This window comes from Synechococcus sp. OH30 (genome assembly GCF_047462175.1).
In the GTDB taxonomy this organism is placed as follows: domain Bacteria; phylum Cyanobacteriota; class Cyanobacteriia; order Thermostichales; family Thermostichaceae; genus Thermostichus.
This window is the reverse complement of record NZ_JANSIP010000014.1, coordinates 1-23,717: the sequence shown is the minus strand read 5'-3', so window position 1 is coordinate 23,717 and position 23,717 is coordinate 1. Positions and strand designations below refer to the sequence as shown.

Genomic DNA, 23,717 nt, shown 5'->3' with positions numbered 1-23,717 from the left:
TCCCTAGAACCAGAATCAGTCAGAGGGTGCTATCCATCCCCACCGTCTATACGGTGGGGAATTCCGCACCTTACGTTCGTTAAGTTTGGCCCTTTACCCCCCTTCTGCTGTTGCTGGCGACTCTGTTTCGGCTTCTGGATGGAAGTAGCGGTAAATCTGGCGGGCCAGCTTGGGGCCAATACCTGGCACCTGGGCCAACTGCTCTTCTGTGGCCATTTGAATGCGGGCAAGGGAGCGAAACGCCTCCATTAGCAGCTTTTGGCGCTGCTTGCCCAGGCCAGGGATCTCCTCCAGCACAGAAGCCTGTTGGCGTAGCTGCCGCTGCTGGCGATGGTAGGCCAGGGCAAAGCGGTGGGCCTCATCGCGGAGGCGCTGCAACAGCAGGCGGGCCGGATCCTGGGGCGGCAGCCGCAGCGGCAGGGGATCCCCGGGCCGAAAGATCTCTTCCTCCCGCTTGGCCAGGGCAATCACTGGCAGGTGATCCAGGCCCAGCTCTGCCAAGACCGCCATGACTGCCGCCAATTGCCCCTTGCCGCCATCAATGAGCACCAAGTCCGGCTGATCCTCAGGGGTCATTTTGCTGAAGCGACGCCGCGCCACTTCGGCATGGCTGGCAAAATCGTCGGAGTGGCCGGGCCGCACCTCGGGGTTGCGGATCCGGTAGCGGCGGTAGTGCTGCTTGGCTGGCAAGCCATCAATAAACACCACCTGGCTGCCCACCGCATCGGATCCCTGGAGGTGGGAAATGTCGTAGGCTTCCAAGCGGCGGGGGGCTGCCGGCAAATCCAAAACTTCTGCCAAGCGTTCCAGCGCTTCTGCCTCCCGGCTTGCTAAGCGCTGGCTGCGGGCTAGCTCCAGCCGGGCGTTTCGCTCCACCAGTTCAATTAGCTCCGCTTTGCTCTGCCGCTGGGGGGCAAGGAGGCTGACCTTGCGCCCCTTTTTTTGGCTTAGCCAAGACTCGAGAAAATCGCGATCCGGCAGCTCGTACTGGGTCAAGATTTCCGAGGGAATTTCCACCGGGTCGCAGTACTGGTAATGCTCTTGCAAAACTCGCTGCAAAATCAGGGCTGGGTCGTCGCCACGGTTTTCAGCAATAAACCCCAGCCGCCCCACCAACTTGCCCGCCCGCACCTGAAACAACTGGATGCAAGCTCGCAAGTCATCCATAGCCAAGGCCAGGGCATCGCGGCTGACGGTAGAGTTGGGCAAAGACACCTTCTGGGATTCGCCCAGTTGTTCTAGGCCGCGAATTTGATCCCGGTACCGCGCTGCCGCCTCGTAATTTTCTTGCTCGGCTGCCTGGGCCATTTTCTCCTTCAACTCCCGGATGAGCTCGTCTGTCTGCCCCTGGAAGATCATCGCCACTTGAGCAACGGTCTTGCGATACTCTTCCGGGCTGATCAAGCCCTGGCAGACACCAGGGCAACGCCCGATGTCATAGTTCAAACAGGGGCGATCTTTGTAAAGGGGCTTGGGGCGCTGGCGCAAGGGAAAAATGCGCTTCACCAGGCCGAGGGTGTAACGCAGCAGACCCACATCGGTATAGGGCCCGTAGTACTTATCTTGATTTTGGTTGAGACGGCGGTGGCGGGTAATGTAAATCTGAGGGTAAGGCTCTGACCAGGTGATGCACAAGTAGGGGTATTTTTTGTCTTCTTTGAGGAGAACATTGTAGGGCGGCTGATAGGTTTTAATGAGATTGTCTTCCAGGGCTAGGGCTTCGCTTTCGTTATCGGTTACGATAAACTCGATCTCACATACCTGGACCACCATACGCTGAATGCGAGGGGAGAGATCCTCGAGGCAGCGAAAATAGGATCGCACCCTGGAACGTAGCTTCTTAGATTTGCCTACATAGAGGATTTGATCCCTGGCATCCCGCATTAGGTAGACACCAGGCTCAGCAGGGATCTCCTTGAGTCGACTCTCCAGCAGCTCTGGGTTTTGAATGAGAGGGACAGTCATAGGGCTATAGCTAGCGTCAGGGATCCTGGTTCCTAACATCGCCCTCCTCCCAACCCTTCTTCCTACAGGGGCAGGGGAGTCAGGGTTCGTCACTGTAATCTCAATCTAGCAATGATCCCGCACCAGAGAGGACAACAAAGCTGCCTAGGAAGGAAGCAGGTGTTGGGTGCTGTTCTTGAAACATGAGGCAGGGAAACAGTTGCTTGGGTAAGCTCGTGAGAAGCTCGGTGATTTTCACTCTTTTTGATACCTCGCAACTGGTGGTGCAGTTAACTAGAGACCCGTCAATGGAAAATAAGAGCTCTCTGAAAGCCAATTACTAGGGTGTCGGGATTGGAAGGCGTAATGTACTTAGCTCAACGCAGCAGTTCCCCTTCATCTCCTGGTCTCAATCTATTGTCTTGATAGGGTGCTCTGGCGACAACAAAAAACATATCCATTCATAGGGCGTGTTACTCTCGGTAACCGTTTCAAGTGATATAGACAAAGTTTTCACTCCTTGAAGAGCAAGCGGTACACACAAACATTTTGGAAAGAAAATCGCGCCACTCCCAACAAAAGGCTTGCGGTAATCAGCAGGGCAGAGCACCCCAAGCTAAAACTAACACCCCTTCTCGGCCACTCCAGCGAGGGGTGCGGAGTGGTAGCATGGCTTCCAGCGAAGTCCTTGCTAGTGAATCTGTATCGGGATCTGCTGCAGCCGCTACTGTTTTCCGGGCTAAGGGCTGACCCGGAGACGCTCAAGGTGGCCTTCCTACGTACCTTGGAGTGGCTAGACGTTACCCAGGCCACTGGGATCTTGAGTCTTTTGGAGCGCCTCTTCTGCTATCGGGATCCCCGGCTGGAGGTGCGGCTATGGGGGCTGACCTTTCCCAATCCCCTGGGTCTAGCTGCAGGTTTTGATAAGGACGGCATAGCTTTGGGGGTCTGGCCCCGCTTGGGCTTTGGCTTTGTGGAGGTGGGCACCGTCACCCCCCAGCCTCAGCCGGGCAACCCCAAGCCGCGCCTATTTCGGCTGCCCCAGGATCGGGCTGCCCTCAATTGCATGGGCTTTAATAACCAGGGGGCAGCCGCTTTGGCCGAGCGGCTCCGCCGCCTCCCCCAACGTCCCATCCCCATTGGCGTCAACCTGGGCAAAGGCAAAGCTACGCCGCTGGAAGCTGCCGCCACGGACTACCTGGCCAGCTTTCGGCTGCTGCGGGAGCTAGGGGACTATTTTGTGGTTAACGTCAGCTCCCCCAACACGCCAGGCTTGCGATCCCTGCAGGCTGCTGAGCACCTCGCACCCATCCTGGCTGCTCTGCAGGCGGAAAATCAGGGCAAGAAACCTCTTTTGGTCAAGATTGCTCCCGACCTGGACTGGCCAGAGATTGACGCCATTCTGGAGCTGGCCCAGGCCTATGGCCTGGCCGGGATCATAGCCACCAACACCACTCTGCGCCGTGACCATCTGAAAACCCGTTCCCTCCCTGGCCTAGGGCCTCTGGCTACAGCAGCCGGTGGCATCAGCGGCGCCCCGCTGCGAGAGCGCTCCACCCAGATCATCCGCTACATCCACCGGGCTACCCAGGGACAGCTGCCAATTATCGGCGTGGGGGGCATTTTTACCCTAGACGATGCCCTGGAGAAACTCGCTGCCGGCGCCAGCTTGCTCCAGGTCTATACCGGTTGGGTCTATGAAGGGCCAGGCCTAGTTCCTCGCTTACTGCGCGGCCTTGCTGCCAGCTGGCAGGGTTCCGCCCCCTCCCCGTTCCAGGAGAATACCCCCAGGGATTCCATCCAGACGTAAGATTGTTAGGGATCCTTGAGGGAGGCTGCCGGTGAGCCTGCTGCAGTGCCTTTTCAACACCTCCCATCCGGTTATTGGAGTGGTGCATCTGTTGCCGCTACCCACCTCCCCCCGTTGGGGCGGCGACTTAGAGCAGGTGATTGCCCAGGCGGAACAGGCCGCTACAGCCTTGGCTGCAGGGGGCGTCAACGGGATCCTGGTCGAGAACTTCTACGATGCCCCCTTTGCCAAGGATCAGGTGGACGCGGCGGTGGTGAGTGCCATGACGGCAGTTGTCCAGCGGATTAAGATGCTGGTCTCCCTGCCCATTGGGATCAACGTCCTGCGCAACGATGGCTATAGCGCTCTAGCCATTGCCGCCTGTGTGGGGGCGCAGTTTATTCGGGTCAATGTCCTCTGCGGAGCAATGGTAACTGATCAGGGCATCATAGAAGGGAATGCCCACCGCCTACTGCGCTACCGCCGCGAGCTAGGGGCTGAAAATATTAAAATCTTTGCCGATGTGCTGGTGAAGCATGCGCAGCCCCTTAGCCCCATTAGCCTCGAGACAGCTATCCTGGATACCCTAGAGCGAGGCCTGGCCGATGCCATCATTCTCTCTGGTGAGGCGACTGGCAAGCCGCCTCGGTTGGAGGATCTGAAGCTAGCCCGCCAAGTGGCTCCTCAGGTACCCCTTCTCATTGGCTCAGGGGCCACCGCTGAGAACATCGGCACTCTCATCCAGCACGCTGATGGAGTAATCGTAGCCAGTTCCCTAAAGCGGCCGGCTCGTGCAGGTTATGCAGAGCTCTTCCCCCTCATTGACCCGATTCGGGTGCGGGAATTTGTGGAGGCGCTGCAGCAGGGGATAGGAGGGGGTTCCGCTAGCCCTACCTACCTCGCCACTCCCACTTCTGGCTGTAGTTAGACTTGGGGGGCTCCTGATGTGGTCAGCCAGCTGCAAGAGCGGGGATCCCGATACTGGTCTAGCCGCTGAGTTCCTAGAGGAGAGGGTAGGGAGCCAAGTTGTAGATCAGGTTCCCCGGATTTGGGTCATCGATGACGATCCGACGATCCGTCTCTTCATTGGCGAGGTTCTCAAAGCCTGTAACTACCAGGTGGAAACCTGGGAAGATGGCCAGGTAGCCTGGGAGCGGCTCCAGGCGCTCGACGAGAGCCAGTGGCCGCAGGTGGTGATCTGCGATTGGGTAATGCCCAAGCTCTCGGGTCCGGAGTTCTGCTGCCGTCTCAAGGGATCTGCTGCCGGCCAGTTTGTCTACTTCATCTTTCTCACGGTCCGCTCTCAACTTGAGGATTGCATCCAGGGGTTGGAGGGGGGAGCAGATGAGTTTGTCGCTAAGCCGGTGGCTCCTGAAGAGCTGCGGGCACGCGTGCGGGCAGGGCTGCGCCTCCAGCGGCTTGCCCAAGCCTTGGCTCAGGCCAACCGACAGCTGCGAGCCCGCAACGAGCTGTTGGAGTCTTTGTCCTTGACGGATCCCTTGACTGGTGCCTTGAATCGCCGAGCCCTTGACCAGGGACTGCCCCATTTGCTGCAGCAGGTGGGGCCGCGGGGGAAAGCCCGCTACCGCTACCTCTGCTTGTTAATGCTGGACGTGGATCACTTTAAGCAAATCAACGACACCTACGGCCACTTCGTGGGCGACTGCGTTCTGCAGGCCATTGTGGGACGGCTGCACAATCGCCTCCGCCCCTCCAGCCTGCTCTACCGCTACGGCGGGGAGGAATTTGTCTGCGTTACCCCTGGGCTGAGCCCCTCCCGCTGTCAACAGTATGCTGAGTCACTGCGCCAGGCTGTTGCCAGCCGTCCAGTGGAGGTTTCGCCTAAGCGCAGCCTGCCCGTAACCCTAAGCATCGGTGGGATCGTGATTAGCGAAGATTATCCCCTGGCGCCGGAGGTTGCCCTGCAACAAGCGGATAAGGCCCTCTACCAAGCCAAACAGGCAGGGCGTAACCGGGTGCAGCTTTTCTGGCCACCCCTACCCTGTACCGAAAGCGGGAGCGACTAGGCCCAGCTTCCTTAGCCAGATAGCAAAGCTGGCAGGCTCCCCGATTTACAAGCGGCCATTGGATTCTGGGCTAAGCTCAGCCACAGGCGCAATTTTGCTTAGCTTAACCTTGGGATTACTGCTTACAAATTGCTGCAGAGTCCATTCGTTTTTAAAGAGCAGAACCGGCCTACCTTGAATATCTTTGACAATTAGAGTATTGAACAGACTGGGGATATCCCGAAGGGCCTCCCAGCCATTTTCTACCCAGCGGGCTAAGGTGTAGGGCAGCATCTCCAAGCGGGTTTCAACATTGTACTCATGCTCCAGGCGGTACTGCAGCACCTCAAACTGCAACTGGCCCACTGCTGCCACAATGGGATCCCGTTTGGATTCATCAAGAGAATACATAATCTGCACGGCCCCCTCTTCCCGCAGCTCTGCAACGCCCTTCTGGAACTGCTTAAACTTGGAGGGGTTGGGATTTTTGAGATAGGCAAAAAGCTCCGGAGAAAAGCTAGGGATCCCGGCATAGCGCAGCTTTGGGCCAGTGTAAAGGGTATCTCCAATTGTAAAGATGCCAGGATTGTTCAAGCCAATGACATCCCCGGGGTAAGCTTCGTCAATAGAGATGCGCTCTTGAGCAAACAGTTTCTGGGGGTAAGAGAGGCGGATGGGGCGGTTGAGGCGGGCATGGTTGACCACCATGTCTTTCTCGAACTTGCCGGAGCAGATGCGTACAAAAGCAATGCGATCCCGGTGGCGGGGATCCATATTGGCCTGCAGCTTAAAGACAAAGCCGGTAAACTCAGGGTAGTCCGGGGGGATCAGCCCTGCCGTACTTTCGTGAGGCATTGGCGGCAGAGAGTACTCCAAAAACGCATTGAGAAACAGCTCTACCCCAAAATTGGTCATGGCGCTGCCGAAGAAGACGGGGGTTTGCTTGCCAGCATGAACCTGCTTGAGATCCAAACTGGGCATGAGGCCGTCCAAGATCTCCAATTCTTCCTTAAATCGGTAGTACAGATCTTCTTCAATCAGCTCTTCAACTTGCGGATCCCCAAGTTTCATAACCGTATCCTTGACCCGCAGTCTTCCCCCAGAGACGCGCTCAAAGAAGTGAAACTCCTGCGTGCGGCGGTCAAACAAAGCTGTAAAGCGCTCCCCCGAGCCAATAGGCCAGGTCACAGGATAGGGCTTAAGACCCAGCTCGGTCTCAATTTCGTCCATAAGCTCAAGGGGATCCCGGCTGGGGCGATCCATCTTGTTGATAAAGGTAAAAATTGGCAATTTCCGCAGTTGACAAACTTCAAACAGCTTGCGAGTTTGGGGTTCTAGCCCTTTGCCGGCATCCTCCAGCATCACGGCGTTGTCAACTGCTGCCAGGGTGCGGTAGGTGTCTTCGCTGAAGTCTTGGTGGCCGGGAGTATCGAGGAGGTTGAGACGAATATTGCGGTAATCAAACTGCAAAACGGTGGAGGTAATGGAAATGCCCCGCTGTCTTTCCAGTTCCATCCAGTCGGAGGTAACCCGCTTTTGAGCGCGGCGGGCCTTCACGGCCCCAGCCTCCTGAATGGCTCCCCCGTAGAGCAAAAGCTTTTCCGTAAGGGTGGTCTTCCCGGCATCGGGGTGGGAAATGATGGCAAAAGTGCGCCGCTGCTGGATGGCTTTGGCTAAGTCTACTTCTTTCATCGTCAAGAGGCTCCTCTACTCCAATCCCGCTGGTCTCACTGGGCGCTGGCGGCATTGAGTCCCTCTCGTTTAGAGGGAGGAGAGAAAGCGGTGCAGCCGTTCCAGACCTTTTTCCAGGGTGGCGCGGTCAGCGGCATAGGAGAGGCGAATACAGTGATCGGCTCCAAAGGCCACACCTGGTACGGCGGCCACATGGTGCTCTTTGAGCAGCCGTTGGCAAAACTCCACCGAACTTAGCCCTGCTTGGCTGATGTTGAGGAAGACGTAAAAGGCCCCCTCGGGCTCTGGGCAGCTCACCCCTGGCAGAGTGCGGATCCCCTCCAGCATCAGATCCCGCCGCCGCCAGAACTCTTGGCGCATCTTTTCTATTGCTGGCGCCGAAAGGGGACTGGTCAGGGCTTCCAAAGCGCCGTACTGCGCAAAGGTGCAGACGTTCGAGGTGCTGTGGCTTTGCAGGTTGATGGCTGCATCGATAATTGGCTGGGGTCCGGCCAGGTAGCCGATGCGCCAGCCGGTCATGGCGTAGGCTTTGGCAAAGCCGTTGCTGAGGATCAGGCGCGGCATTAAATCAGGGCAAAGGGCTCCCAAGCTGAGGTGGCGGGCTTGGCCGTAGACCAGCTTCTCGTAGATCTCGTCGCAGACCACGTAGAGATGAGGAGCCGAGAGGATCACCTCCGCCAGCGCCTCCAGCTCGTCCTGGTGATAGACCGCACCGGTGGGGTTGGCGGGCGAGTTGAGAATGAGCAGCTTGCTGCGGGGGGTGAGGGCCTGGCGCAGTTGAGCGGCGGTGAGTTTGAACCCCTGCGCCTCTTGGGTTTGAACCCGCACCACCTGCGCTCCGGCCAGGGCCACCATTTCGGGATAACTGACCCAGTAGGGGACGGGCAGGATCACCTCATCTCCTGGATCCAGCAGCACCATGGCCAGGTTAAAGAGGGTCTGCTTGCCACCGTTGCTAATCAAGATCTGCTCGGGGCTATAGTCCAGGCCGTTTTCTCGGCGCAGCTTGTCTGCCACCGCCTGGCGCAGGGCGGGGATCCCAGCAGTGGGTCCGTAGCGGGTTTTCCCTTCCTGCAAGGCGCGAATGGCAGCTGCCCGAATATGTTCAGGGGTGTCAAAGTCCGGCTCACCGGCGCTTAGGATACAGACATCCAGACCCTCTGCCTGCATGGCTTTGGCCAGCGCCGAGATCGACAGCGTTGCCGAAGGAGAAAGGCGGGCAACCCGTTGAGACAAGCCAGCAGCAGACACCATCAGTTGGGGATTGTACGGTTAGGCGAGTTCTCAGCACCTAGGCTACGGCTGGCAAGAGGCGGCTGCCATCCACGAGCAGCAGCTGGTGACCTTCCCGCTCCGCCAGCAGATCCCAAAACTCCCCGGCAGTAGCCCCTGGCAAAAACCCTTCCAGGCGTAGCCGCAGAGGTGGAAATTGTTTGTTGCCCTGGGGCTTGCGCCGCACTGTTGTCCAGATGTAGCCCTCGTGAGGCTCGACGATGCCGCGAATGTTAAAGCCCTCCTCGGCATCTTCAGGGGCGGGCAAAAAGGGCTCCTCCTCTGCCCCTGGGTCCTGCTCTTCCTCGGGCAGGGCCAGGATGCGGATAACGCTCAGGCCCAAGGTACCTCCCGACCGTGGCTGCGGCTGCACGTAGTACCAGTAGGTGTGGCCGCTCTCAATGCAGTGGGTGAAAGAGCGCAGTAGCCCGGCACGGCCAGGGGTGGCTGGGTATTCTACACCATCGGTGGCAACCAAGGTTGCCTGGGCATAGGTCTTCGGGATCGGCTTCAGGGATCCCTTAATCAGGCCCAGAGCGCGAAACTGGTAGGGGTGGGCAGGCGGCGGAATAGGGTTCATGGGGCTCAGGGACAGAACTGGCAGCACCAAAGGCAGGGTCTCTAAAGTTTATCTTATGGCGAGGACCCCCTAATCCAGCAAAAACTGCACCCACTTTGGCGGCGGCGGCAGCGGACAGCGGAAATGCTCCATGACCAGAGCTGCCACCAAATGCACGGTAAAGGCATAGACCAGGGAGTTAAAGGCAATAAACCCTAGCACTACCACCTGAACCATCCAGGGTTCTGCCACCCAATACAGGCCAAATCTGCCCAGAGACATGTCCAACAGCCAGTTGGTCAGGCCAGTAAGTTGGATGGTGAGGTAGGTCCAGAGGTTTTCTCCCAGCAGCAGCGAGGAGAGCAGCAGTTGGAAAACTAGACCAAAGGTGCTGAGGGCAGCACCGCTGACCACCGAGAGGTACCAGGAGAGGCGTTGCCGCCACAGGCAGGCACAGCAATAACCCAGAAGACCATAGGGAATGACATAGAGGATGCTGCGGGTAGGCCCCATCAATACTGTCAGCAACAGGGCGGAAACCACCAGCGCCATCGCTCCAGTGCGGGGATCCCAGCGCATCACGGCCAGCGCCACGGGGATAGGGAAAAACAAGCGCATCAACGGGGCCAGCGGTGTGTAGCTCAAGATCCAGATCAAAGCGGCAGTGCTGGCTAAAAAAGCCGTTTCCACCACCCTTAAGGCAGGAGAAGTGGGTGGGGAGGGGGGTAGGGGGGGAAAATCATCCTGCACAGGCGGCCCAGCACGGAAAAGACCACTGTTCCCAGCTTAGGCCAGCACTTGCTAAGTGGGCTGAGGGGAATCTTGAGCGGTTGCGGCCTTGTTCCAGGCGCAAGCTCTGGCCCCCTCCCAGCGCACCTGCCAAACTTGCCCTGCCACCGCCACTGCATCCCCTGGGCGCAGCTTGCGTCCCCGCCGGGTTTCCACCTCGCCGTTGACGCGCACCTGCCCCGCCTGGATAAGCTGCTTGGCCTGCCCACCAGTGGCCACAACGCCCGTCAGCTTGAGAAATTGATCCAGCTTGATGTAGGGATCCCTTGGCGGAGGAGCTTGAGAAGGGGGGAGCGTCTTGGCCATGATCTCACCGCTTTGGCTGGGGTGTCGGCTGGTTCCATTGCTCTGCTGCTTTGCTGGAATGGGGGGCGGGGCCAGGGATCCCCTAGAGCTGGGAGCCATCGGCAGCAGCCGCAGCAGTCGGCTCGCCTTCGGCAGACCAAAACTCGTAGGCAGCTTGGGAGAGTTTGGCAATCAGCTCCTCCGCTTTGGGATCGTTGGGCGTTTCCCGCTTCACCCACACCGCCGCTATGTAACGCCGCCCGTTGGGCAGATCGAGGATCCCGGCATCTCCCACCACTGAGCTGAGGGTTCCCGTTTTGTGGGCAATGCGCACTTCTGGGTTCAGGCCAGGGCGAAAGTAGGAGGGCCGTTGGGTGCGCCAGAGGATGTCCAAAAAGCGGTCGCGGCTGCGGCGGCTGAGCATGCGCCCCTGCTCTACCTGGCTAAGCAGCCAGACCATATCGCGCGGGCTACTGGTGTTGGCACCCTCCAGATCCGGCAGCCATTGGGAAATCTGCGTGTGTTGCAGCCCCCACTGGCGAAACTTTTGGTTGAGGGCTTCCCGACCGCCGAGGCGATGGATGATCAAGTTGGTGGCAAAGTTGTCGCTGAGGGTGCTCATGAGGGTGGCTGCCTCCAGCGCAGAGACCTGAGAGCCCAGGGGACGGGTTTGCAAAAGGCCGGCTCCCCCCCCTTTGAGCTCTTCTTGTAGCGTCAGCTTTTCATCTAGCCGCAGCTGCCCAGTTTCCACTGCTTGCAGAAAGGCGAGGAGAATTGGGATCTTGATGACGCTAGCGGCAGGAAAAGCCTGATCCGGACTCACCCCAGCAAAGGCACCGCTTTCCACCTCCCAAAACAAGGCTCCCACCGTTAGGCCCGGCTGGTTGGCCAAGGCAGCCAAGCGCTCCCGCAACGCGGGGATCTCCTGGCCTTTGAGCAAGTCGGTGGGCAAGGTGGGGGGGAGATCCCCAGATCCTGTTGCAGCCTGCTCTGTCTGAGCAGGGGTGGTGGACTGTAACAGGTGCGACAGGCCAGCCATCGTCAGGCCCAAAGTTAGGCTTAGGCCTAGGCCCCGGAGCAGCACCTCCTTAAAAGCAGCAGAGCGCCGCCGCTGAGGGGGACGAGTTGCCCGTTGGCGCATTCGGGCAATGGCCTTTTGGCGAGAAAGGCGCAGCGGCTGGGGGCGGGAAGCCATAGGTAGCAGATGCTCAGAAACAGGGACGGCCTGAGGAAAACGGGACGGATGGCGCGCCGCCTCCCGGGATCTTTCTTGAGCTGAGCTGCGGCCTCTTCCCTCCCTTGCCCTAGCCATGTCTACCTCAACGCAACTCCTTTGACCAATCATGACAGCAATTTGGCTGCCGGCAAAGCACCCGCGCTCTAGCCGGGAAGAGAACGCCAACCTACCCTGCCGAGGGGAAATCCCTTTGCTGCCGGATCGGGAGCGGGTTGGCTATCCTGAAGGTAGGCTTTTGTGAAGCATTTTCCAGCTCCTGCGCTCGGTTCCCCAACCCCAAGGGCTACCTTGAACCCCAACGCTGGAGCTGGGGGAGGCGACGATGGCTAACTACAACCGCGGCATTATGCAGTTCAAGGGGGCGGATAGTCCCATTGTGGTGCTGATCTCAGCCAGCGTTGTGGCAGGGGTCGTCTCGGCCCTGATCTGGTGGGCCCTCCACTTTGCTTACGCCGCTTGAGATCCCCGTCTTTTTTGCCAGCAGGGGTGGCAGGCCAGCAGCCGCTGCTTGGGGAAGAGGCAGTCCGGCAGCGCCTGCGGCAGTCCTTGCAGCGCTGGTACCGCGAGCACGGGCGGGATCTCCCCTGGCGGCGTACGCGAGATCCCTACGCCATTTGGGTGGCGGAGGTGATGCTGCAGCAGACCCAGGTGGCAACCGTGATCCCCTACTTTCAGCGCTGGATGCAGGCTTTGCCGGGGATCCCAGAGTTGGCGGCAGCCCCGCAGCAACAAGTGCTGAAACTGTGGGAGGGCCTGGGCTACTACCGGCGGGCGCTGAACCTGCACAAGGCGGCCCAGATCTTGGTGCAGGAACACGGAGGCCAGTTTCCCAGGAAGCTGGAGCAGGTGCTGGCCCTGCCGGGGATCGGGCGCACCACAGCTGGTGGCATTCTCAGCGCCGCCTTTGACCTGCCCCTGCCGATTTTGGAGGGCAATGTCAAACGGGTGTTGGCCCGCCTAGTGGCTTTGCCCCAGCCGCCGGAGCGCTGTTTGCCCCTGTTGTGGCAGCTTTCAGAGCAATTGCTGGATCCCAAGCAGCCGCGCACCTTTAACCAGGCGCTGATGGACTTGGGCGCTACTGTCTGCCGGCCGCGGCAACCTCGCTGTAGCCAATGTCCTTGGCAGGCCGATTGCGCTGCCTACAATCAAGGTCAACAGCAACACCTGCCTATGTCTGAGCCCCGTCCCTTGCGCCCTCACAAACAGATTGCGGTGGCCATCGTTTTGCGGGGGAACGAGATCCTCATCGACCGGCGCCCGGAAAGCTCGATGCTCAGCGGCCTGTGGGAGTTTCCTGGCGGCAAAATCGAGCCGGGAGAAACCCCTGCGGAGTGTGTGGTGCGGGAGGTGAAAGAAGAAATTGGCATCGATATTCAGGTGGTGGCGCCGCTAGCCACCATTGAACATGCCTATACCCATTTCACCATCACTCTCATGGCTTTTATCTGTCGCTATCTGGGTGGAGAAGCCCAAGCCCTGCAATGCAGCGAAGTGCGCTGGGTCAAACCAGCAGAGCTGTCGCAATTTCCTTTTCCAGCAGCCAACCAAAAGCTATTTCCCTACCTGTACACTTGGCTAGAAGAACACGGGTCTTGCCTGGAACCCAACTAATCCGCCAAATGGCTTAGACCCTTTTGGCCTCGTTCCGGCAAGATGTTCACTAGGATCTAGCTATCCTGCGGCAGGGAGGTACGGATATGCTGGTCACTCTGGAGAAAGCAGGGGAGCTTCTGGCCAAGGGATCCCATACGGCGATTCCGACAACAGACGGCAAAATCGCGCTGGTGCCAAAAGGAAAAGAGAACCTCAAGCTGACGGCCGCCGAAGCCATTAACTTGATGTTTTACGTCGTCCGCTCTGCCGACCCCCCGGAAGCAGTGATGGCACAACTGCAGGAGGCCGCTGCCAAGGCGCAAGCCCCTGATCCCGCCGAAGAACGCGCCAGAAGATATCGAGAAATTCGCGGATTAGTCTAGCTAGCGGAATCTCTTGGCGCAGGTGAGAAGCTAGCCTGGCGGGGGTAGGGGCTTCTCATTGGCTGCTGGGGCCGGCAGCAGTGGTTGTTTGGCCTAGCCGGTGAGAGCGCAGAGCTGGATGCGCAAGGGGGGCAGAGGCGCTTGCCTAGCGCGTTTTGGCCTAGAGGCAGCTGCGTAGTTTGTAGCTTTCCAGGGTGTTGGCCAGCAGCATTGTCACTGTCATCGGCCCTACGCCCCCTGGCACGGGGGTGATAGCAGCAGCCCGCTCTTTGACGGCTTCGTAGTCCACATCTCCCACCAACTGCTCGGAGCCGTCAGGGCCTTGGATACGGTTGATGCCTACATCAACAACCACAGCTCCCGGCTTCACCATCTCTGCCTTGAGCAGGCGGGGACACCCCACGGCCATGACCACAATGTCGGCACTGCGGGTTACTTCAGCCAAGTCCGGTGTACGGGAGTGGGCCACAGTAACCGTGGCATCGGCAGCCAACAACATCAAGCTCAGGGGCTTGCCCACCAGGAGGCTGCGGCCAACCACTGCGGCTTTTTGCCCAGCAAGCGGGATCCCTTCTGCCTCCAGCAGGCGCATCACGCCCAGGGGGGTACAACTGCGTAGGCCCGGCTCGCCCCGCACTAGCCGGCCCAGGTTGAGGGGGTGTAGCCCGTCCACATCTTTGGCGGGGTCGATGGCCAAAAGGAGCGGGATGGGATCCCAGCCAGGGGGCAAGGGTAGCTGTACCAGGATCCCGTCCACCCGCTCGTCCTGGTTGAGCTGGCTGATGACTTCAAGAAGATGGGTGGGGGAGTCCTGGGCGGAAAAATGGCGACCAAAGGAGGCAATGCCCACCCGCTCACAGGCCCGCTCTTTGCCACGCACGTAAGCCGCACTGGCGGGATCCTCCCCAACCCGCAGCACCGCCAACCCTGGTGGGCGCCCCACCCGCGGCAGCCAAGCTTGCACTTGGGCGGCCATCTCCGCTTGCAGGCGAGCAGCCAGGGCTTTGCCATCCAAGATCTTGGCGGCCATGGAGGGCGCCCCCTGAGGTCTTGACAACTTGACTATCTTCAGGGGTGCAGCTCCCTTCGTCAAGCCTTGCCGCTGTTGAGAAGCGCGGGCACTCAGGCTACTCGCGCAACTCCTCTTCCTCAGACCCCAGCTCCTCAATGATGATCTCCACCTGCTGCCGCTTTTGCTCCAAAAACTCGGCGCAGCGCTTCAGGGTTTGGGCGGCCTGCTGGAAGCGCTCCACCACCTCCTCTAGATCCAGCTCCCCCGATTCAATCTGGGCAATCAAACTTTCCACTTCGGCAATGGCTGCTTCGTAGCGCCAGGGCTCCTCACGCTTGCGGCTCCTCATGGCTCTCCTCCACTCGAACCCAGAAGCTTCCCCCAGCCAGCTCTATCCGCAGGCGGGTTTGGGGCGGTAGGCAGGGGTTGCGGACCAGAGCTCCCCATTCGTCGCGCACCAGGGCATAGCCCCGTTTGAGGACGGCAGCGGGATCGAGGGCTTGGAGGTGTTGCTGGAGAGCTTGGTGGCGCTGTTGCTGCTGCTGAAGGCGATGGCGCACGGCCTGGACAAGGCGCTGTTGCTGTTGGGCTAGGTGCTTCTGAGCCCGTTGCAGCAGCTGCTCGGGATGAGTTTGAAGCAGACGGCAGTGGGCGTGGTGCAGGCGCTGCTGAGCCTTCTCCAAAACCTGCAGGGTGCAGGTAACTAGCCGCTGCCGTAGTTGGGATCCCTGCTGCTGCAATTCCCGCAGATCGGGCACGATCCGTTCGGCGGCCGCTGTGGGGGTGTGGGCCGCATAGTCAGCCGCGTAGTCAGCTAGGGTCTCATCCCGCTGGTGGCCGATCCCAGTCACCACCGGAATGCGGCATTCGGCAATGGCCCGCACCACCCGTTCGTCGTTAAAGCAGGCCAAGTCTTCGCCAGATCCGCCCCCCCGAGCAATTAGCAGCACTTCCGCCCGCCCATCCCGTTCCACCCGGCGAATGGCCCGTACAATTGACTCGGGGGCCGCCTCCCCCTGCACCTGAGCCGGCGAAAACAGCACCCGCAGCCCCGGGTAGCGCTGGTTGAGGGTGCGGCGGATATCGCCCCAGCCGGCGGCGTCGGGAGAGCTGACAACGGCAATACACTGGGGGTGGGTAGGTAAAGGCCGCTGCTTGTCGAACAAGCCCTCGGCAGCCAGGCGGGCCTTGAGCTGCTGCAAACGCCACGCCAGTAGCCCTTTGCCTGCTGGCAGCAACTGCCAAATAACAAGGCGGTAGTAGCTGCCGCCGCTGTAGATGCCAATTTGACCCAGCGCAAGCACCTGTTGCCCCACTTCTGGCCAGACGCTGAGCCGAGCAGTCTGGCTTTGCCAGATCACTCCCTTGAGGACATCGCCGCTTTCTGGATCCACCAAGGTCAGGAACAGGTGGCCGTTGCGGTTGCGCTGGCAACTGGAGACTTCTCCAACCACCCACAGCCTGCTTAAGTAAGGATCCCCGCTCAGCAGCAATTTTAGATAACGGGACACTCCTCCCACTGAGAGGAGGGGGGCTTCCTCGGCAAGCGGCGACTCCATCGCCTCCTCCAGGTCAGCGGGGTTATCCGAATCTGGATTCGGCATAGGCAGCGCCCGAAGACTGCTGGGAACGCCTGGGATCCCATCTAGAATAGGCGACGACGAAGCAAGGGAGGAGGTGGGCTGCGGTGACTTTTGCCCATTGGTTGGGGCTGGGGGCGCTGCTAGGCCTGCTGGTGCTGCTCTGGCAGATTCGACAGATCCTGCTGCTGGTGTTTGCCGCTATTGTCCTGGCAGTAGCCTTGGATACCCTAGCCCAGATCCCCCAGCGCTATGGCTTTCGCCGCGGCCCCTCCCTTCTCCTCACTGGCTTGACGGTGGTGGTGGGCGCAGTCTTGGTGGGGCTCATTGTGGTGCCACCCCTAGCAGAGCAGTTGCGCCGGCTGTTTACTGACGTGGTGCCCGCTGGGATCGTGCAGGCCCAGCGGCTCTTCGAGAACCTGATCCTCTCCTTGCCGACCGATATTGAGCTGCCGACGCTGCGGGAGTTGGCCAATAGTCTTGTGCCCCAGGCCACCGAGTTGGTGCGCCAGGTACGCGACTTTTTCTCCCAGTCCTTCACTGCCTTCTTTGCCACCCTGCTCAACTTGCTGTTTGTCATCATCCTCACCATCCTGTTGGTGGCGGATCCCCAGGCCTACAGCCGGGCCTTTGTCTCGGTTTTCCCCGCCTTCTACCGCCCTCGCGTTCGCTACATCCTCAAGCGCTGCGAGCTGGTGCTGCGGGGCTGGCTGGTGGGGGTCTTGTTTACCAGTACCTTGGTGATGGTGCTGAGCGGTATTGGCCTGTGGATTTTGGGCGTGCCCCTAATCCTGGCCAATGCCGTGCTGGCGGGTCTGTTTAATTTCATTCCCAACATCGGCCCCACCCTAAGCGTGGTTGCCCCTATGCTAGTGGCCCTTACCGATGCCCCCTGGAAGTCACTGGCAGTGCTGGGGCTGTACATTTTCATCCAGCAGCTTGAAAGCAGCGTCTTCACCCCTCTGGTCATGTCGCGACAAGTGTCGCTTTTGCCCGCTCTAACTTTGGTAGCCCAAATTACCTCAGCCTTTTTCTTTGGGGTACTGGGCCTGTTCTTGGCCGTGCCCTTGGCAGCCATCCTACAGGTGTGGATCCAGGAGGTGCTGATTCGGGATGTGCTGGATCCCTGGCAGGGATCCCGGGCCCGCCCCTTACTCCTGTCCGAGCTGGGAAACGATGGGATCCCAACTTCCAAGGGCAACCCCGAGAGGGCAGATCCCGGGCTGCTGCCCCCATCGCGCCGAGAGGTTTAAAGACAAGCCAAACGTCAAGCTCCTTAACATTTGTCCCAGAGCTGCAAAAGCGCTTCTATAGTGGGGATCCCCCTCGCCGTGTTGGGATGGGAAGCGCCATGTCCCACTTCACCACCCTGCAAGTGCAAATTAAAGATGCCGAGCTGCTGGAAGAGACCCTCAAGGAATTGGGCTACAGCGTGGAGCGGAACGCCAGCCTGCGGGGCTACCTCTGGAACCGCACCCGCGCCGACTTGGTGATCCGGCAGAAGAACGGCTTTGACATTGGCTTTCGCCGCAACGGGGATCACTATGAGCTGGTGGCTGATCTCTGGGGGGCGCGCATCGATCCCCAAACCTTCCTGGGGCCAATCTTGCAGCGCTACGCCTACAAAAGCCTGCTGCGCTCTGTGCAGCAACAGGGCTATGCCATCGAGGCGGAGGAGCGCCTGGAGGATGGCACTATCCGCGTGGTGGTGGGGCGCTGGGTGTAACTGAGCCCCTCTCCGCCCATGAGCGGCAACCCTCAGCCAGCGGTGGGATCTAACCCTCGCCCTTGGGATCTGGTGTTGGGAGGACAAGCCGTAGCCAGCAGTGCCCCAGTTCACGCCTTGGTTTTGGGGGGTCTTGAGGGGGCGCGGCGGCGGCTTACCCAGGGCAACGAGGCGGTGCGTCTAGCTACCTTGCCCCAATTACTCCAGTACGGGCCGGCAGGTCTAGCGGAGCTAATAGCAGCCCTGGCCAGCAACAGCTCCTGGGCGGTGCGCCTGGCAGCGTGGCGGCTCCTCTCCCAGCTGGAGCAGCCGGAGGCAGAGGAGGCCTGTCGGGCCTACAGCCCCTTTCGCCCGGTGGGAGGTGCTCAGGGAGTCATCGTGGCCTATCGGCGGGGGGAGCGGGACTTTGCCTACGCCGACTTGGAAGGAGTGGATCTGCAGGAGGCACGGCTGGGAGGTGCCAACTTCTACGAAGCTAACTTGAGAAAGGCCAACCTGCGCCTTTGCAACTTCAACGGCGCCCACCTGCGGCAGGCGGATCTGCGCCAGGCCAATTTGCAGGGAGCCAAGCTAAGCGGCGCTGTCCTTGAAGGGGCAGATCTGCGCGGAGCCGATCTGAGGGGGGTAAAAGTCAGCGGCACCAGCCTACGGGGATCCCAGCTTTCCGAAGAGACCCGAATGGAGGCGCGGCTGCGCCACATTTGGCAGTTGCAAAACTGGGGAGGAGAGGGACAGGATCTCGGCGGCCAGGATCTCAGCAAAGCCGACTTGAGGGGGCTGGTCCTGCGCCAGATCCGGCTGCGGGGGGCCGACCTCAAGCGTGTGGACCTGCGCGGATCTAACTTGGAGGAGGCGGACTTGCGAGGAGCCAACCTGCAGCGGGCGGATCTGCGGGGAGCCAAGCTGCACAATGCCGACCTGGAAGGGGCGGATCTCAGCGGCGCCGAGCTGCAGCGGGCCCAGTTGCAGGGGGCAAACTTGCGCCGCGCCAACCTTAGCGGTGCCAATTTGGAGCTAGCTAACCTGGAAGGCGCTAAGATCGAGGGCCTCAAGCACAGCGGGGCTCGCATTGCTGGCCTGATCTTCCCCGATGGCACCCCCCTCAAGCCCTGGTGGTGGTAGGCCGACCCCCGCTGCCAAATCCAAAGGAATCCCAAGATCCCCACATCCTTATCCAAACCTGGCTCACCATGGGAGGAGAGATACCTACGGGGTGCACCTATGGTTTTGGCAGAACAGCTCTCGACAAAACCGCTCACTGACGACGAACTGCGCAAAATCGACGCCTACTGGCGGGCTGCCAACTACTTGTCAGTGGGGCAGATCTACTTGATGGACAATCCGCTGCTGCGGGAGCCCTTGAAGCCAGAACACATAAAGCCGCGCCTCTTGGGGCACTGGGGGACTACGCCAGGGCTGAACTTTATCTACGTCCACCTCAACCGCATCATCAAGCGGGAAAACCTCAACATCCTCTACATCACTGGCCCCGGCCACGGCGGCCCTGCCCTGGTGGCCAACACCTACTTGGAAGGCACCTATAGCGAGCTCTACCCCAACATCACCCAGGACGCTGAAGGCCTGCGCAAGCTCTTCAAGCAGTTCTCCTTCCCCGGCGGCGTACCCAGCCATGCAGCTCCGGAAACCCCTGGCTCCATTCACGAGGGAGGGGAGCTGGGCTATGCCCTGGCCCATGCCTTTGGGGCAGCCTTTGACAATCCCGACTTGCTGGTGGCCTGCGTAGTGGGGGATGGAGAAGCAGAAACTGGCCCCCTAGCTGCTTCCTGGCACTCCAACAAGTTTCTCAACCCCATCCACGATGGGGCGGTGCTGCCCATTCTCCACCTCAACGGCTACAAGATTGCCAACCCCACCATTCTGGGCCGCCTTAGCCGTGAAGAGCTGCAAAGCCTGTTTGTGGGCTACGGCTACAAACCCTACTTTGTCGAGGGCTCTGAGCCAGCCCAGATGCACCAGTTGATGGCCGCCACTTTGGACACCGTCATCCACGAGATCCAGGAAATCCAGCACCACGCCCGCAGCAAAGGGGATCCTACCCGTCCGCAGTGGCCGATGATCATCCTGCGCACCCCCAAAGGTTGGACAGGCCCCAAAGAGGTGGACGGCAAAAAAGTAGAGGATTTCTGGCGCTCCCACCAGGTACCGCTGGCGGATCTGGCCAAGAACCCGGAGCACCTCAAGCTCCTGGAAGAGTGGCTGCGCAGCTATAGGCCGGAAGAGCTCTTTGACGAAAACGGCCGCTTGCTCCCCGAGCTGCAGGAGCTGGCCCCCAAGGGGGAAAAGCGCATGGGCGCCACTCCCTATGCCAACGGCGGCTTGCTGACGCGGGAGCTGAGAATGCCAGATTTCCGCCAGTATGCGGTGGACGTCCCGCGCCCTGGCACTACGGAAGCGGAGGCCACCAAGGTGCTGGGGCAGTTTTTGCGAGATGTGATGAAGCTTAACCCCCACAATTTCCGCCTCTTTGGCCCCGACGAAACTGCCTCCAACCGCCTGGACGCTGTGTTTGAGGCCAGTGACCGCACTTGGGTAGCGCCTATCTACGACTACGACGAGCACCTCTCCCCCAATGGACGGGTCATGGAGATCCTAAGCGAGCACGTCTGTCAGGGCTGGCTGGAGGGCTACCTGTTGACAGGCCGCCACGGCTTCTTTTCCTGCTACGAGGCCTTCATCCACCTGGTGGACTCGATGTTTAACCAACATGCCAAGTGGTTGAAAACCTCTCGCCACATCCCTTGGCGGCGGCCCATCCCCTCCCTCAACTACCTGCTCACCTCCCACGTGTGGCGGCAGGATCACAACGGCTTTAGCCACCAGGATCCCGGCTTTCTGGATCACGTGGTCAACAAAAAGGCCGATGTTATCCGCGTCTACCTGCCCCCTGATGCCAACACCCTGCTCTCGGTGGCCGACCACTGCCTGCGCAGCCGCCACTACGTCAATGTCATTGTGGCGGGGAAACAGCCGGCCCTGCAGTACCTGGACATGGATGCCGCCATCAAGCACTGCACCCAGGGCCTGGGGATCTGGGAGTGGGCCAGCAACGATCAGGGCTCGGAGCCGGATGTGGTCATGGCCTGCTGTGGCGATGTGCCGACGATGGAAACCCTGGCGGCGGTGGACTTCTTGCGGCAGCACCTGCCGGACATCAAGATCCGAGTGGTGAACGTGGTGAACCTGATGAAGTTGCAGCCGCCCAGCGAACACCCCCACGGCATCAGCGACAAGGAGTTTGTTAGTATCTTCACCCCCGACAAGCCCATCGTGTTTGCCTTCCACGGCTATCCTTGGCTAATTCACCGCCTCACCTACCGCCGTCCCAACCACCACAACCTGCATGTGCGCGGCTACAAGGAGGAAGGCACCACCACCACTCCCTTTGATATGTGCGTCCTCAACCAGGTGGATCGCTTCAACCTGGCCAACGATGTGTTGGAGCGGGTGGAGCGCTTCAAATACCGGCGGGATCACCTCCAGCAGCTCATTCGCGACAAGCTGGTGGAGCACAAGCAGTACATCTGCAAGTACGGCGAGGATCTGCCGGAGGTGCGCAACTGGAAGTGGCCCTACTAGGGGATCCTTCGCCTCTGGCCCTCCGGCAGGGTAGAGTTTTCTTAGGCTCTCCTGCCGGAGTTTTTTTGAGGAGTTGGGCTGGAGGTTGAGGGTGTGAGGGGTTCAGAAAGAATGGATGCGGATACCCTTCCCCACCTGGAAGAGGCGGCCTGGGGAGGAATGGCCCTCTCCTGGGTTCTGGGCCTGACTCTCTCGGCCGTGGTCATCGGAAGCCGGCCCCAGGTGCTCCTTCCCTTTGGGCTAAGTGCGGTGGGATCGGCTGGGCTGGGATCCCTGCTTCTCCCAGCCTTGCGGCGCTGGAAGGCAGGACAGGTCATCCGGGAGGAGGGGCCCCAGTCCCACTACAAAAAAGCAGGCACACCAACCATGGGTGGCCTTAGCTTTTTGCCCGTAGGGCTGCTGGTAGCTGGCATCGGGAGCGGCTGGGATCCCCAGTGGCTGGCGGTGGCGCTGCTGACTCTGGCCTACACCTTGGTTGGCTGGCTGGATGATTGGCTGGTTATCCGGCAGCGCTCCAACAAGGGGTTGTCCCCCAAAGCGAAGCTGTTGCTCCAAGTTGGGATTGGCCTGGCTTTTTGCGGCTATCTAGCTTGGCAAGGGATCCCTACGGTTCTCACCCTGCCGGGAATAGGCCCCCTCTCCCTGGGCTGGCTGTTCTGGCCCTTGGCTCTGTTTGTGTTGGTGGGAACCAACAACGCCGTCAACCTCGCCGACGGCATGGACGGCCTGGCGGCAGGGGTGGTGGCCCTCCTCCTGGCAGGGCTGGGGCTAACCGCTCCTGATCCGGCGTTGGCTCTCCTGGCCTTTGCCCTCAGCGGTGCCTGCCTGGGTTTTCTGGTGCACAACCACCACCGGGCCCGCCTGTTTATGGGGGATACTGGATCCCTGGGCTTGGGAGGCGCTCTGGCGGGGCTGGCCCTGCTGGGGGATCAGCTCTGGGCCCTGGCCTGGATGGGCGGGATCTTGGTGGTGGAAGCCCTGTCAGTCATCCTGCAGGTGGGCTACTTCCAGTACACCAAACGCAAAACCGGCCAAGGCAAACGGCTGCTGCGCATGTCCCCCTTGCACCACCACCTGGAGTTGAGCGGCTGGTCGGAGGTGCAGGTGGTGGGGTGCTTCTATGGGTTAACGGCGCTGTTGGTGGGGCTGGGCTGGCTCTGCTGGCAGTGGGCTGGAGGGGAAGCGCTTCCCCCTCTCTAGGGCTGCAAGATCATCGACCAGGAGCCGCTTTCCTCATCCCAAAAGGGTGCCAGTGACTCTCCCACCACATTGGGACCCCAGTAGCGGCGGGTCCCATCCAGGGTAAAAGCTACCACAATATCGCCAGGGCCAATCTGCAGCGGCTCCTCCCCCAAGCTCAGCAGCAAACCCTGGCTGCCCCCTTCGCCAGGGGCAAAATCCCAGTGAGCTGTTTCGGGGTTGGTCAGCCGACTACTGCTGCGCAACAAAATCACGAGGCGAATTGGATGAGGGGTGCGGTTGCCAACCCGAAAGGGCCCTGTGCGGGCAGAGGTAGGGGAAACCGCTGGCGAGGTTAGGACAGAGGCTCCTCCCTCCCTAGAGGAAGTGGGTGGGGATGTGGCCATCAGGTGGGCTGCCAGCCCCCTAGCCGCAACCAGACTCCAAACCAAAGTAGCTGCTAACCCCAGGGATCCCTGGCGCACCTTGTCCTGCAAAGCTCTGGCCAACAAGGGCTCGCCGGTCAAAAGAGGAGCAACAGCTTGGGCAATGCGCTTAGCCAATGAGAGGGCGGAAATAGACATCAGAAGTACTGCAACTAGGAAGCCTAGGTATCGGCTGGAGAAAGAAGCTGAGGGACACTTACCCCCCAGGAGGGGAGCTCCAGCTGCCGTCGGATGGCGTCGCTCTGGAGGGTGGGAGAGTGTTCATTTGCGCTAGCACATCTATTCTCCTCAATATTCTCTCGGAAAGCGAGGGAAAAACGGCTCCCCTGCCCAGGTTGAAGCCGGCTGGGATCTTTAGGGATTGACTGCTCGGCGTTGCCATCCCTGCGGGCTGCGCTCATAGAGGGTTCGCCGTTGAGGGTAGATTGCATCTCCCTTGAGCTGCAGGTGATCCACCTCCGTTGGATCCAACAGCAGTAGGACAAATGTTGGCGGCGGCAAAGAGGCCTTTTCGGGGGGCAGCTCTTCAATGAATGCTTCTGGGGGGGCAAGAGGGCCTTTGGGTTCCGGCCAGAACCAAAGCAGCCGTCCTTTTTCTGAGATTTGTTGCCACAACTGTTGTCGGTAC

General features: G+C 60.2%; 22 protein-coding genes and 1 pseudogene. 11 read left to right on the top strand and 12 right to left on the bottom strand.

Translation table 11 applies throughout. The features are described 5' to 3' along the window. Window positions 1-93 precede the first annotated feature (93 nt). The gene (uvrC, locus tag NW830_RS11285) at window positions 94-1,965 is read right to left on the bottom strand and encodes an excinuclease ABC subunit UvrC (protein WP_414362617.1); all 1,872 of its coding nucleotides are present in this window, start codon (window positions 1,963-1,965) and stop codon (window positions 94-96) included. 673 nt (window positions 1,966-2,638) lie between these two features. Between uvrC and NW830_RS11280 the strand changes: the two genes are divergently transcribed. From NW830_RS11280 to NW830_RS11270, 3 genes are read left to right on the top strand one after another with little or no spacing between them, the layout of a single operon-like run. Beyond that, window positions 2,639-3,754 carry a quinone-dependent dihydroorotate dehydrogenase gene (locus NW830_RS11280; RefSeq protein ID WP_414362624.1) on the top strand — a complete coding sequence of 372 codons (1,116 nt, stop codon included), beginning with the start codon at window positions 2,639-2,641 and terminating at the stop codon, window positions 3,752-3,754. Between the two features lie 31 nt (window positions 3,755-3,785). Continuing rightward, window positions 3,786-4,661 carry a photosystem I biogenesis protein BtpA gene (gene btpA, locus NW830_RS11275; protein WP_414362616.1) on the top strand — a complete coding sequence of 292 codons (876 nt, stop codon included), beginning with the start codon at window positions 3,786-3,788 and terminating at the stop codon, window positions 4,659-4,661. A gap of 16 nt (window positions 4,662-4,677) precedes the next feature. Further along, window positions 4,678-5,760 carry a diguanylate cyclase gene (locus NW830_RS11270; RefSeq protein WP_414362615.1) on the top strand — a complete coding sequence of 361 codons (1,083 nt, stop codon included), beginning with the start codon at window positions 4,678-4,680 and terminating at the stop codon, window positions 5,758-5,760. A 45-nt stretch (window positions 5,761-5,805) separates the two neighbouring features. On the opposite strand, the gene NW830_RS11265 is transcribed toward NW830_RS11270, so the two are convergent. The 6 genes from NW830_RS11265 to NW830_RS11240 all read right to left on the bottom strand — a co-directional run bounded on the left by NW830_RS11265 (window position 5,806) and on the right by NW830_RS11240 (window position 11,531). Next, window positions 5,806-7,431: a peptide chain release factor 3 gene (locus NW830_RS11265; RefSeq protein ID WP_414362614.1), complete on the bottom strand. Its 1,626-nt coding sequence runs from the start codon at window positions 7,429-7,431 to the stop codon at window positions 5,806-5,808. Between the two features lie 69 nt (window positions 7,432-7,500). Then, the gene (locus NW830_RS11260) at window positions 7,501-8,685 is read right to left on the bottom strand and encodes a pyridoxal phosphate-dependent aminotransferase (RefSeq protein WP_414362613.1); all 1,185 of its coding nucleotides are present in this window, start codon (window positions 8,683-8,685) and stop codon (window positions 7,501-7,503) included. A 37-nt stretch (window positions 8,686-8,722) separates the two neighbouring features. Next, window positions 8,723-9,310 (bottom strand): hypothetical protein, encoded by a 588-nt coding sequence (locus NW830_RS11255; RefSeq protein ID WP_414362612.1) that lies wholly within the window; start codon window positions 9,308-9,310, stop codon window positions 8,723-8,725. 42 nt (window positions 9,311-9,352) lie between these two features. Next, window positions 9,353-10,012 carry a DUF2232 domain-containing protein gene (locus NW830_RS11250; protein WP_414362611.1) on the bottom strand — a complete coding sequence of 220 codons (660 nt, stop codon included), beginning with the start codon at window positions 10,010-10,012 and terminating at the stop codon, window positions 9,353-9,355. 51 nt (window positions 10,013-10,063) lie between these two features. Further along, on the bottom strand, window positions 10,064-10,357 hold the full coding sequence (locus tag NW830_RS11245; protein ID WP_414362610.1) for an RNA-binding S4 domain-containing protein: 294 nt from the start codon (window positions 10,355-10,357) through the stop codon (window positions 10,064-10,066). Window positions 10,358-10,439: 82 nt separating this feature from the next. After that, entirely contained in the window at window positions 10,440-11,531 is a 1,092-nt protein-coding gene (locus tag NW830_RS11240; protein ID WP_414362609.1) for a serine hydrolase, read from the bottom strand. Between the two features lie 364 nt (window positions 11,532-11,895). On the opposite strand from NW830_RS11240, the gene NW830_RS11235 reads away from it, so the two are divergent. The 3 genes from NW830_RS11235 (at window position 11,896) to NW830_RS11225 (ending at window position 13,549) form a co-directional block, all read left to right on the top strand. After that, complete coding sequence (locus tag NW830_RS11235; RefSeq protein ID WP_414362608.1) at window positions 11,896-12,033, top strand: hypothetical protein; 138 nt, start codon at window positions 11,896-11,898, stop codon at window positions 12,031-12,033. 74 nt (window positions 12,034-12,107) lie between these two features. Then, the gene (gene mutY, locus NW830_RS11230) at window positions 12,108-13,184 is read left to right on the top strand and encodes an A/G-specific adenine glycosylase (protein WP_414362623.1); all 1,077 of its coding nucleotides are present in this window, start codon (window positions 12,108-12,110) and stop codon (window positions 13,182-13,184) included. Between the two features lie 86 nt (window positions 13,185-13,270). Next, window positions 13,271-13,549: a hypothetical protein gene (locus NW830_RS11225; RefSeq protein ID WP_414362607.1), complete on the top strand. Its 279-nt coding sequence runs from the start codon at window positions 13,271-13,273 to the stop codon at window positions 13,547-13,549. A gap of 160 nt (window positions 13,550-13,709) precedes the next feature. Here NW830_RS11225 and folD read toward each other — a convergent pair whose 3' ends face one another. The 3 genes from folD to xseA all read right to left on the bottom strand — a co-directional run bounded on the left by folD (window position 13,710) and on the right by xseA (window position 16,165). Next, entirely contained in the window at window positions 13,710-14,579 is an 870-nt protein-coding gene (gene folD, locus NW830_RS11220; protein ID WP_414362606.1) for a bifunctional methylenetetrahydrofolate dehydrogenase/methenyltetrahydrofolate cyclohydrolase FolD, read from the bottom strand. Between the two features lie 97 nt (window positions 14,580-14,676). Beyond that, the gene (gene xseB / locus NW830_RS11215; protein WP_414362605.1) at window positions 14,677-14,910 is read right to left on the bottom strand and encodes an exodeoxyribonuclease VII small subunit; all 234 of its coding nucleotides are present in this window, start codon (window positions 14,908-14,910) and stop codon (window positions 14,677-14,679) included. After that, window positions 14,891-16,165, bottom strand: a complete 1,275-nt coding sequence (xseA, locus tag NW830_RS11210) for an exodeoxyribonuclease VII large subunit (RefSeq protein ID WP_414362604.1) — start codon at window positions 16,163-16,165, stop codon at window positions 14,891-14,893. Before xseA ends, xseB begins: the two co-directional genes overlap by 20 nt. Window positions 16,166-16,248: 83 nt before the next feature. Between xseA and NW830_RS11205 the strand changes: the two genes are divergently transcribed. The 5 genes from NW830_RS11205 (at window position 16,249) to mraY (ending at window position 22,664) form a co-directional block, all read left to right on the top strand. Continuing rightward, a complete protein-coding gene (locus NW830_RS11205) occupies window positions 16,249-17,394 on the top strand; it encodes an AI-2E family transporter (RefSeq protein WP_414362603.1) in 1,146 nt (381 codons plus the stop codon). Window positions 17,395-17,492: 98 nt separating this feature from the next. After that, window positions 17,493-17,867, top strand: coding sequence for a DUF1257 domain-containing protein (locus NW830_RS11200; RefSeq protein ID WP_414362602.1), 375 nt, complete (start codon window positions 17,493-17,495; stop codon window positions 17,865-17,867). An 18-nt stretch (window positions 17,868-17,885) separates the two neighbouring features. After that, a complete protein-coding gene (locus NW830_RS11195; protein WP_414362601.1) occupies window positions 17,886-18,989 on the top strand; it encodes a pentapeptide repeat-containing protein in 1,104 nt (367 codons plus the stop codon). A gap of 99 nt (window positions 18,990-19,088) precedes the next feature. Continuing rightward, complete coding sequence (locus NW830_RS11190) at window positions 19,089-21,464, top strand: phosphoketolase (RefSeq protein WP_414362600.1); 2,376 nt, start codon at window positions 19,089-19,091, stop codon at window positions 21,462-21,464. 159 nt (window positions 21,465-21,623) lie between these two features. Then, window positions 21,624-22,664 carry a phospho-N-acetylmuramoyl-pentapeptide-transferase gene (gene mraY, locus NW830_RS11185; RefSeq protein WP_414362622.1) on the top strand — a complete coding sequence of 347 codons (1,041 nt, stop codon included), beginning with the start codon at window positions 21,624-21,626 and terminating at the stop codon, window positions 22,662-22,664. Here the strand turns inward: mraY and NW830_RS11180 are convergent. Further along, window positions 22,661-23,227, bottom strand: coding sequence for a hypothetical protein (locus tag NW830_RS11180; protein WP_414362599.1), 567 nt, complete (start codon window positions 23,225-23,227; stop codon window positions 22,661-22,663). The genes mraY and NW830_RS11180 overlap by 4 nt on opposite strands. Window positions 23,228-23,443: 216 nt before the next feature. Further along, window positions 23,444-23,717, bottom strand: a pseudogene (locus NW830_RS11175) (pyridoxamine 5'-phosphate oxidase); the annotation flags it as partial.

Coding starts and splice junctions, on each gene's coding strand:
- uvrC (WP_414362617.1), bottom strand. CDS start 1,965: ATGACTGTCCCTCTCATTCAAAACCCAGAGCTGCTGGAGAGTCGACTC.
- NW830_RS11270 (WP_414362615.1), top strand. CDS start 4,678: ATGTGGTCAGCCAGCTGCAAGAGCGGGGATCCCGATACTGGTCTAGCC.
- NW830_RS11265 (WP_414362614.1), bottom strand. CDS start 7,431: ATGAAAGAAGTAGACTTAGCCAAAGCCATCCAGCAGCGGCGCACTTTT.
- NW830_RS11260 (WP_414362613.1), bottom strand. CDS start 8,685: ATGGTGTCTGCTGCTGGCTTGTCTCAACGGGTTGCCCGCCTTTCTCCT.
- NW830_RS11245 (WP_414362610.1), bottom strand. CDS start 10,357: ATGGCCAAGACGCTCCCCCCTTCTCAAGCTCCTCCGCCAAGGGATCCC.
- NW830_RS11240 (WP_414362609.1), bottom strand. CDS start 11,531: ATGGCTTCCCGCCCCCAGCCGCTGCGCCTTTCTCGCCAAAAGGCCATT.
- NW830_RS11235 (WP_414362608.1), top strand. CDS start 11,896: ATGGCTAACTACAACCGCGGCATTATGCAGTTCAAGGGGGCGGATAGT.
- NW830_RS11225 (WP_414362607.1), top strand. CDS start 13,271: ATGCTGGTCACTCTGGAGAAAGCAGGGGAGCTTCTGGCCAAGGGATCC.
- folD (WP_414362606.1), bottom strand. CDS start 14,579: ATGGCCGCCAAGATCTTGGATGGCAAAGCCCTGGCTGCTCGCCTGCAA.
- xseB (WP_414362605.1), bottom strand. CDS start 14,910: ATGAGGAGCCGCAAGCGTGAGGAGCCCTGGCGCTACGAAGCAGCCATT.
- xseA (WP_414362604.1), bottom strand. CDS start 16,165: ATGCCGAATCCAGATTCGGATAACCCCGCTGACCTGGAGGAGGCGATG.
- NW830_RS11200 (WP_414362602.1), top strand. CDS start 17,493: ATGTCCCACTTCACCACCCTGCAAGTGCAAATTAAAGATGCCGAGCTG.
- NW830_RS11195 (WP_414362601.1), top strand. CDS start 17,886: ATGAGCGGCAACCCTCAGCCAGCGGTGGGATCTAACCCTCGCCCTTGG.
- NW830_RS11190 (WP_414362600.1), top strand. CDS start 19,089: ATGGTTTTGGCAGAACAGCTCTCGACAAAACCGCTCACTGACGACGAA.
- mraY (WP_414362622.1), top strand. CDS start 21,624: ATGGCCCTCTCCTGGGTTCTGGGCCTGACTCTCTCGGCCGTGGTCATC.
- NW830_RS11180 (WP_414362599.1), bottom strand. CDS start 23,227: ATGTCTATTTCCGCCCTCTCATTGGCTAAGCGCATTGCCCAAGCTGTT.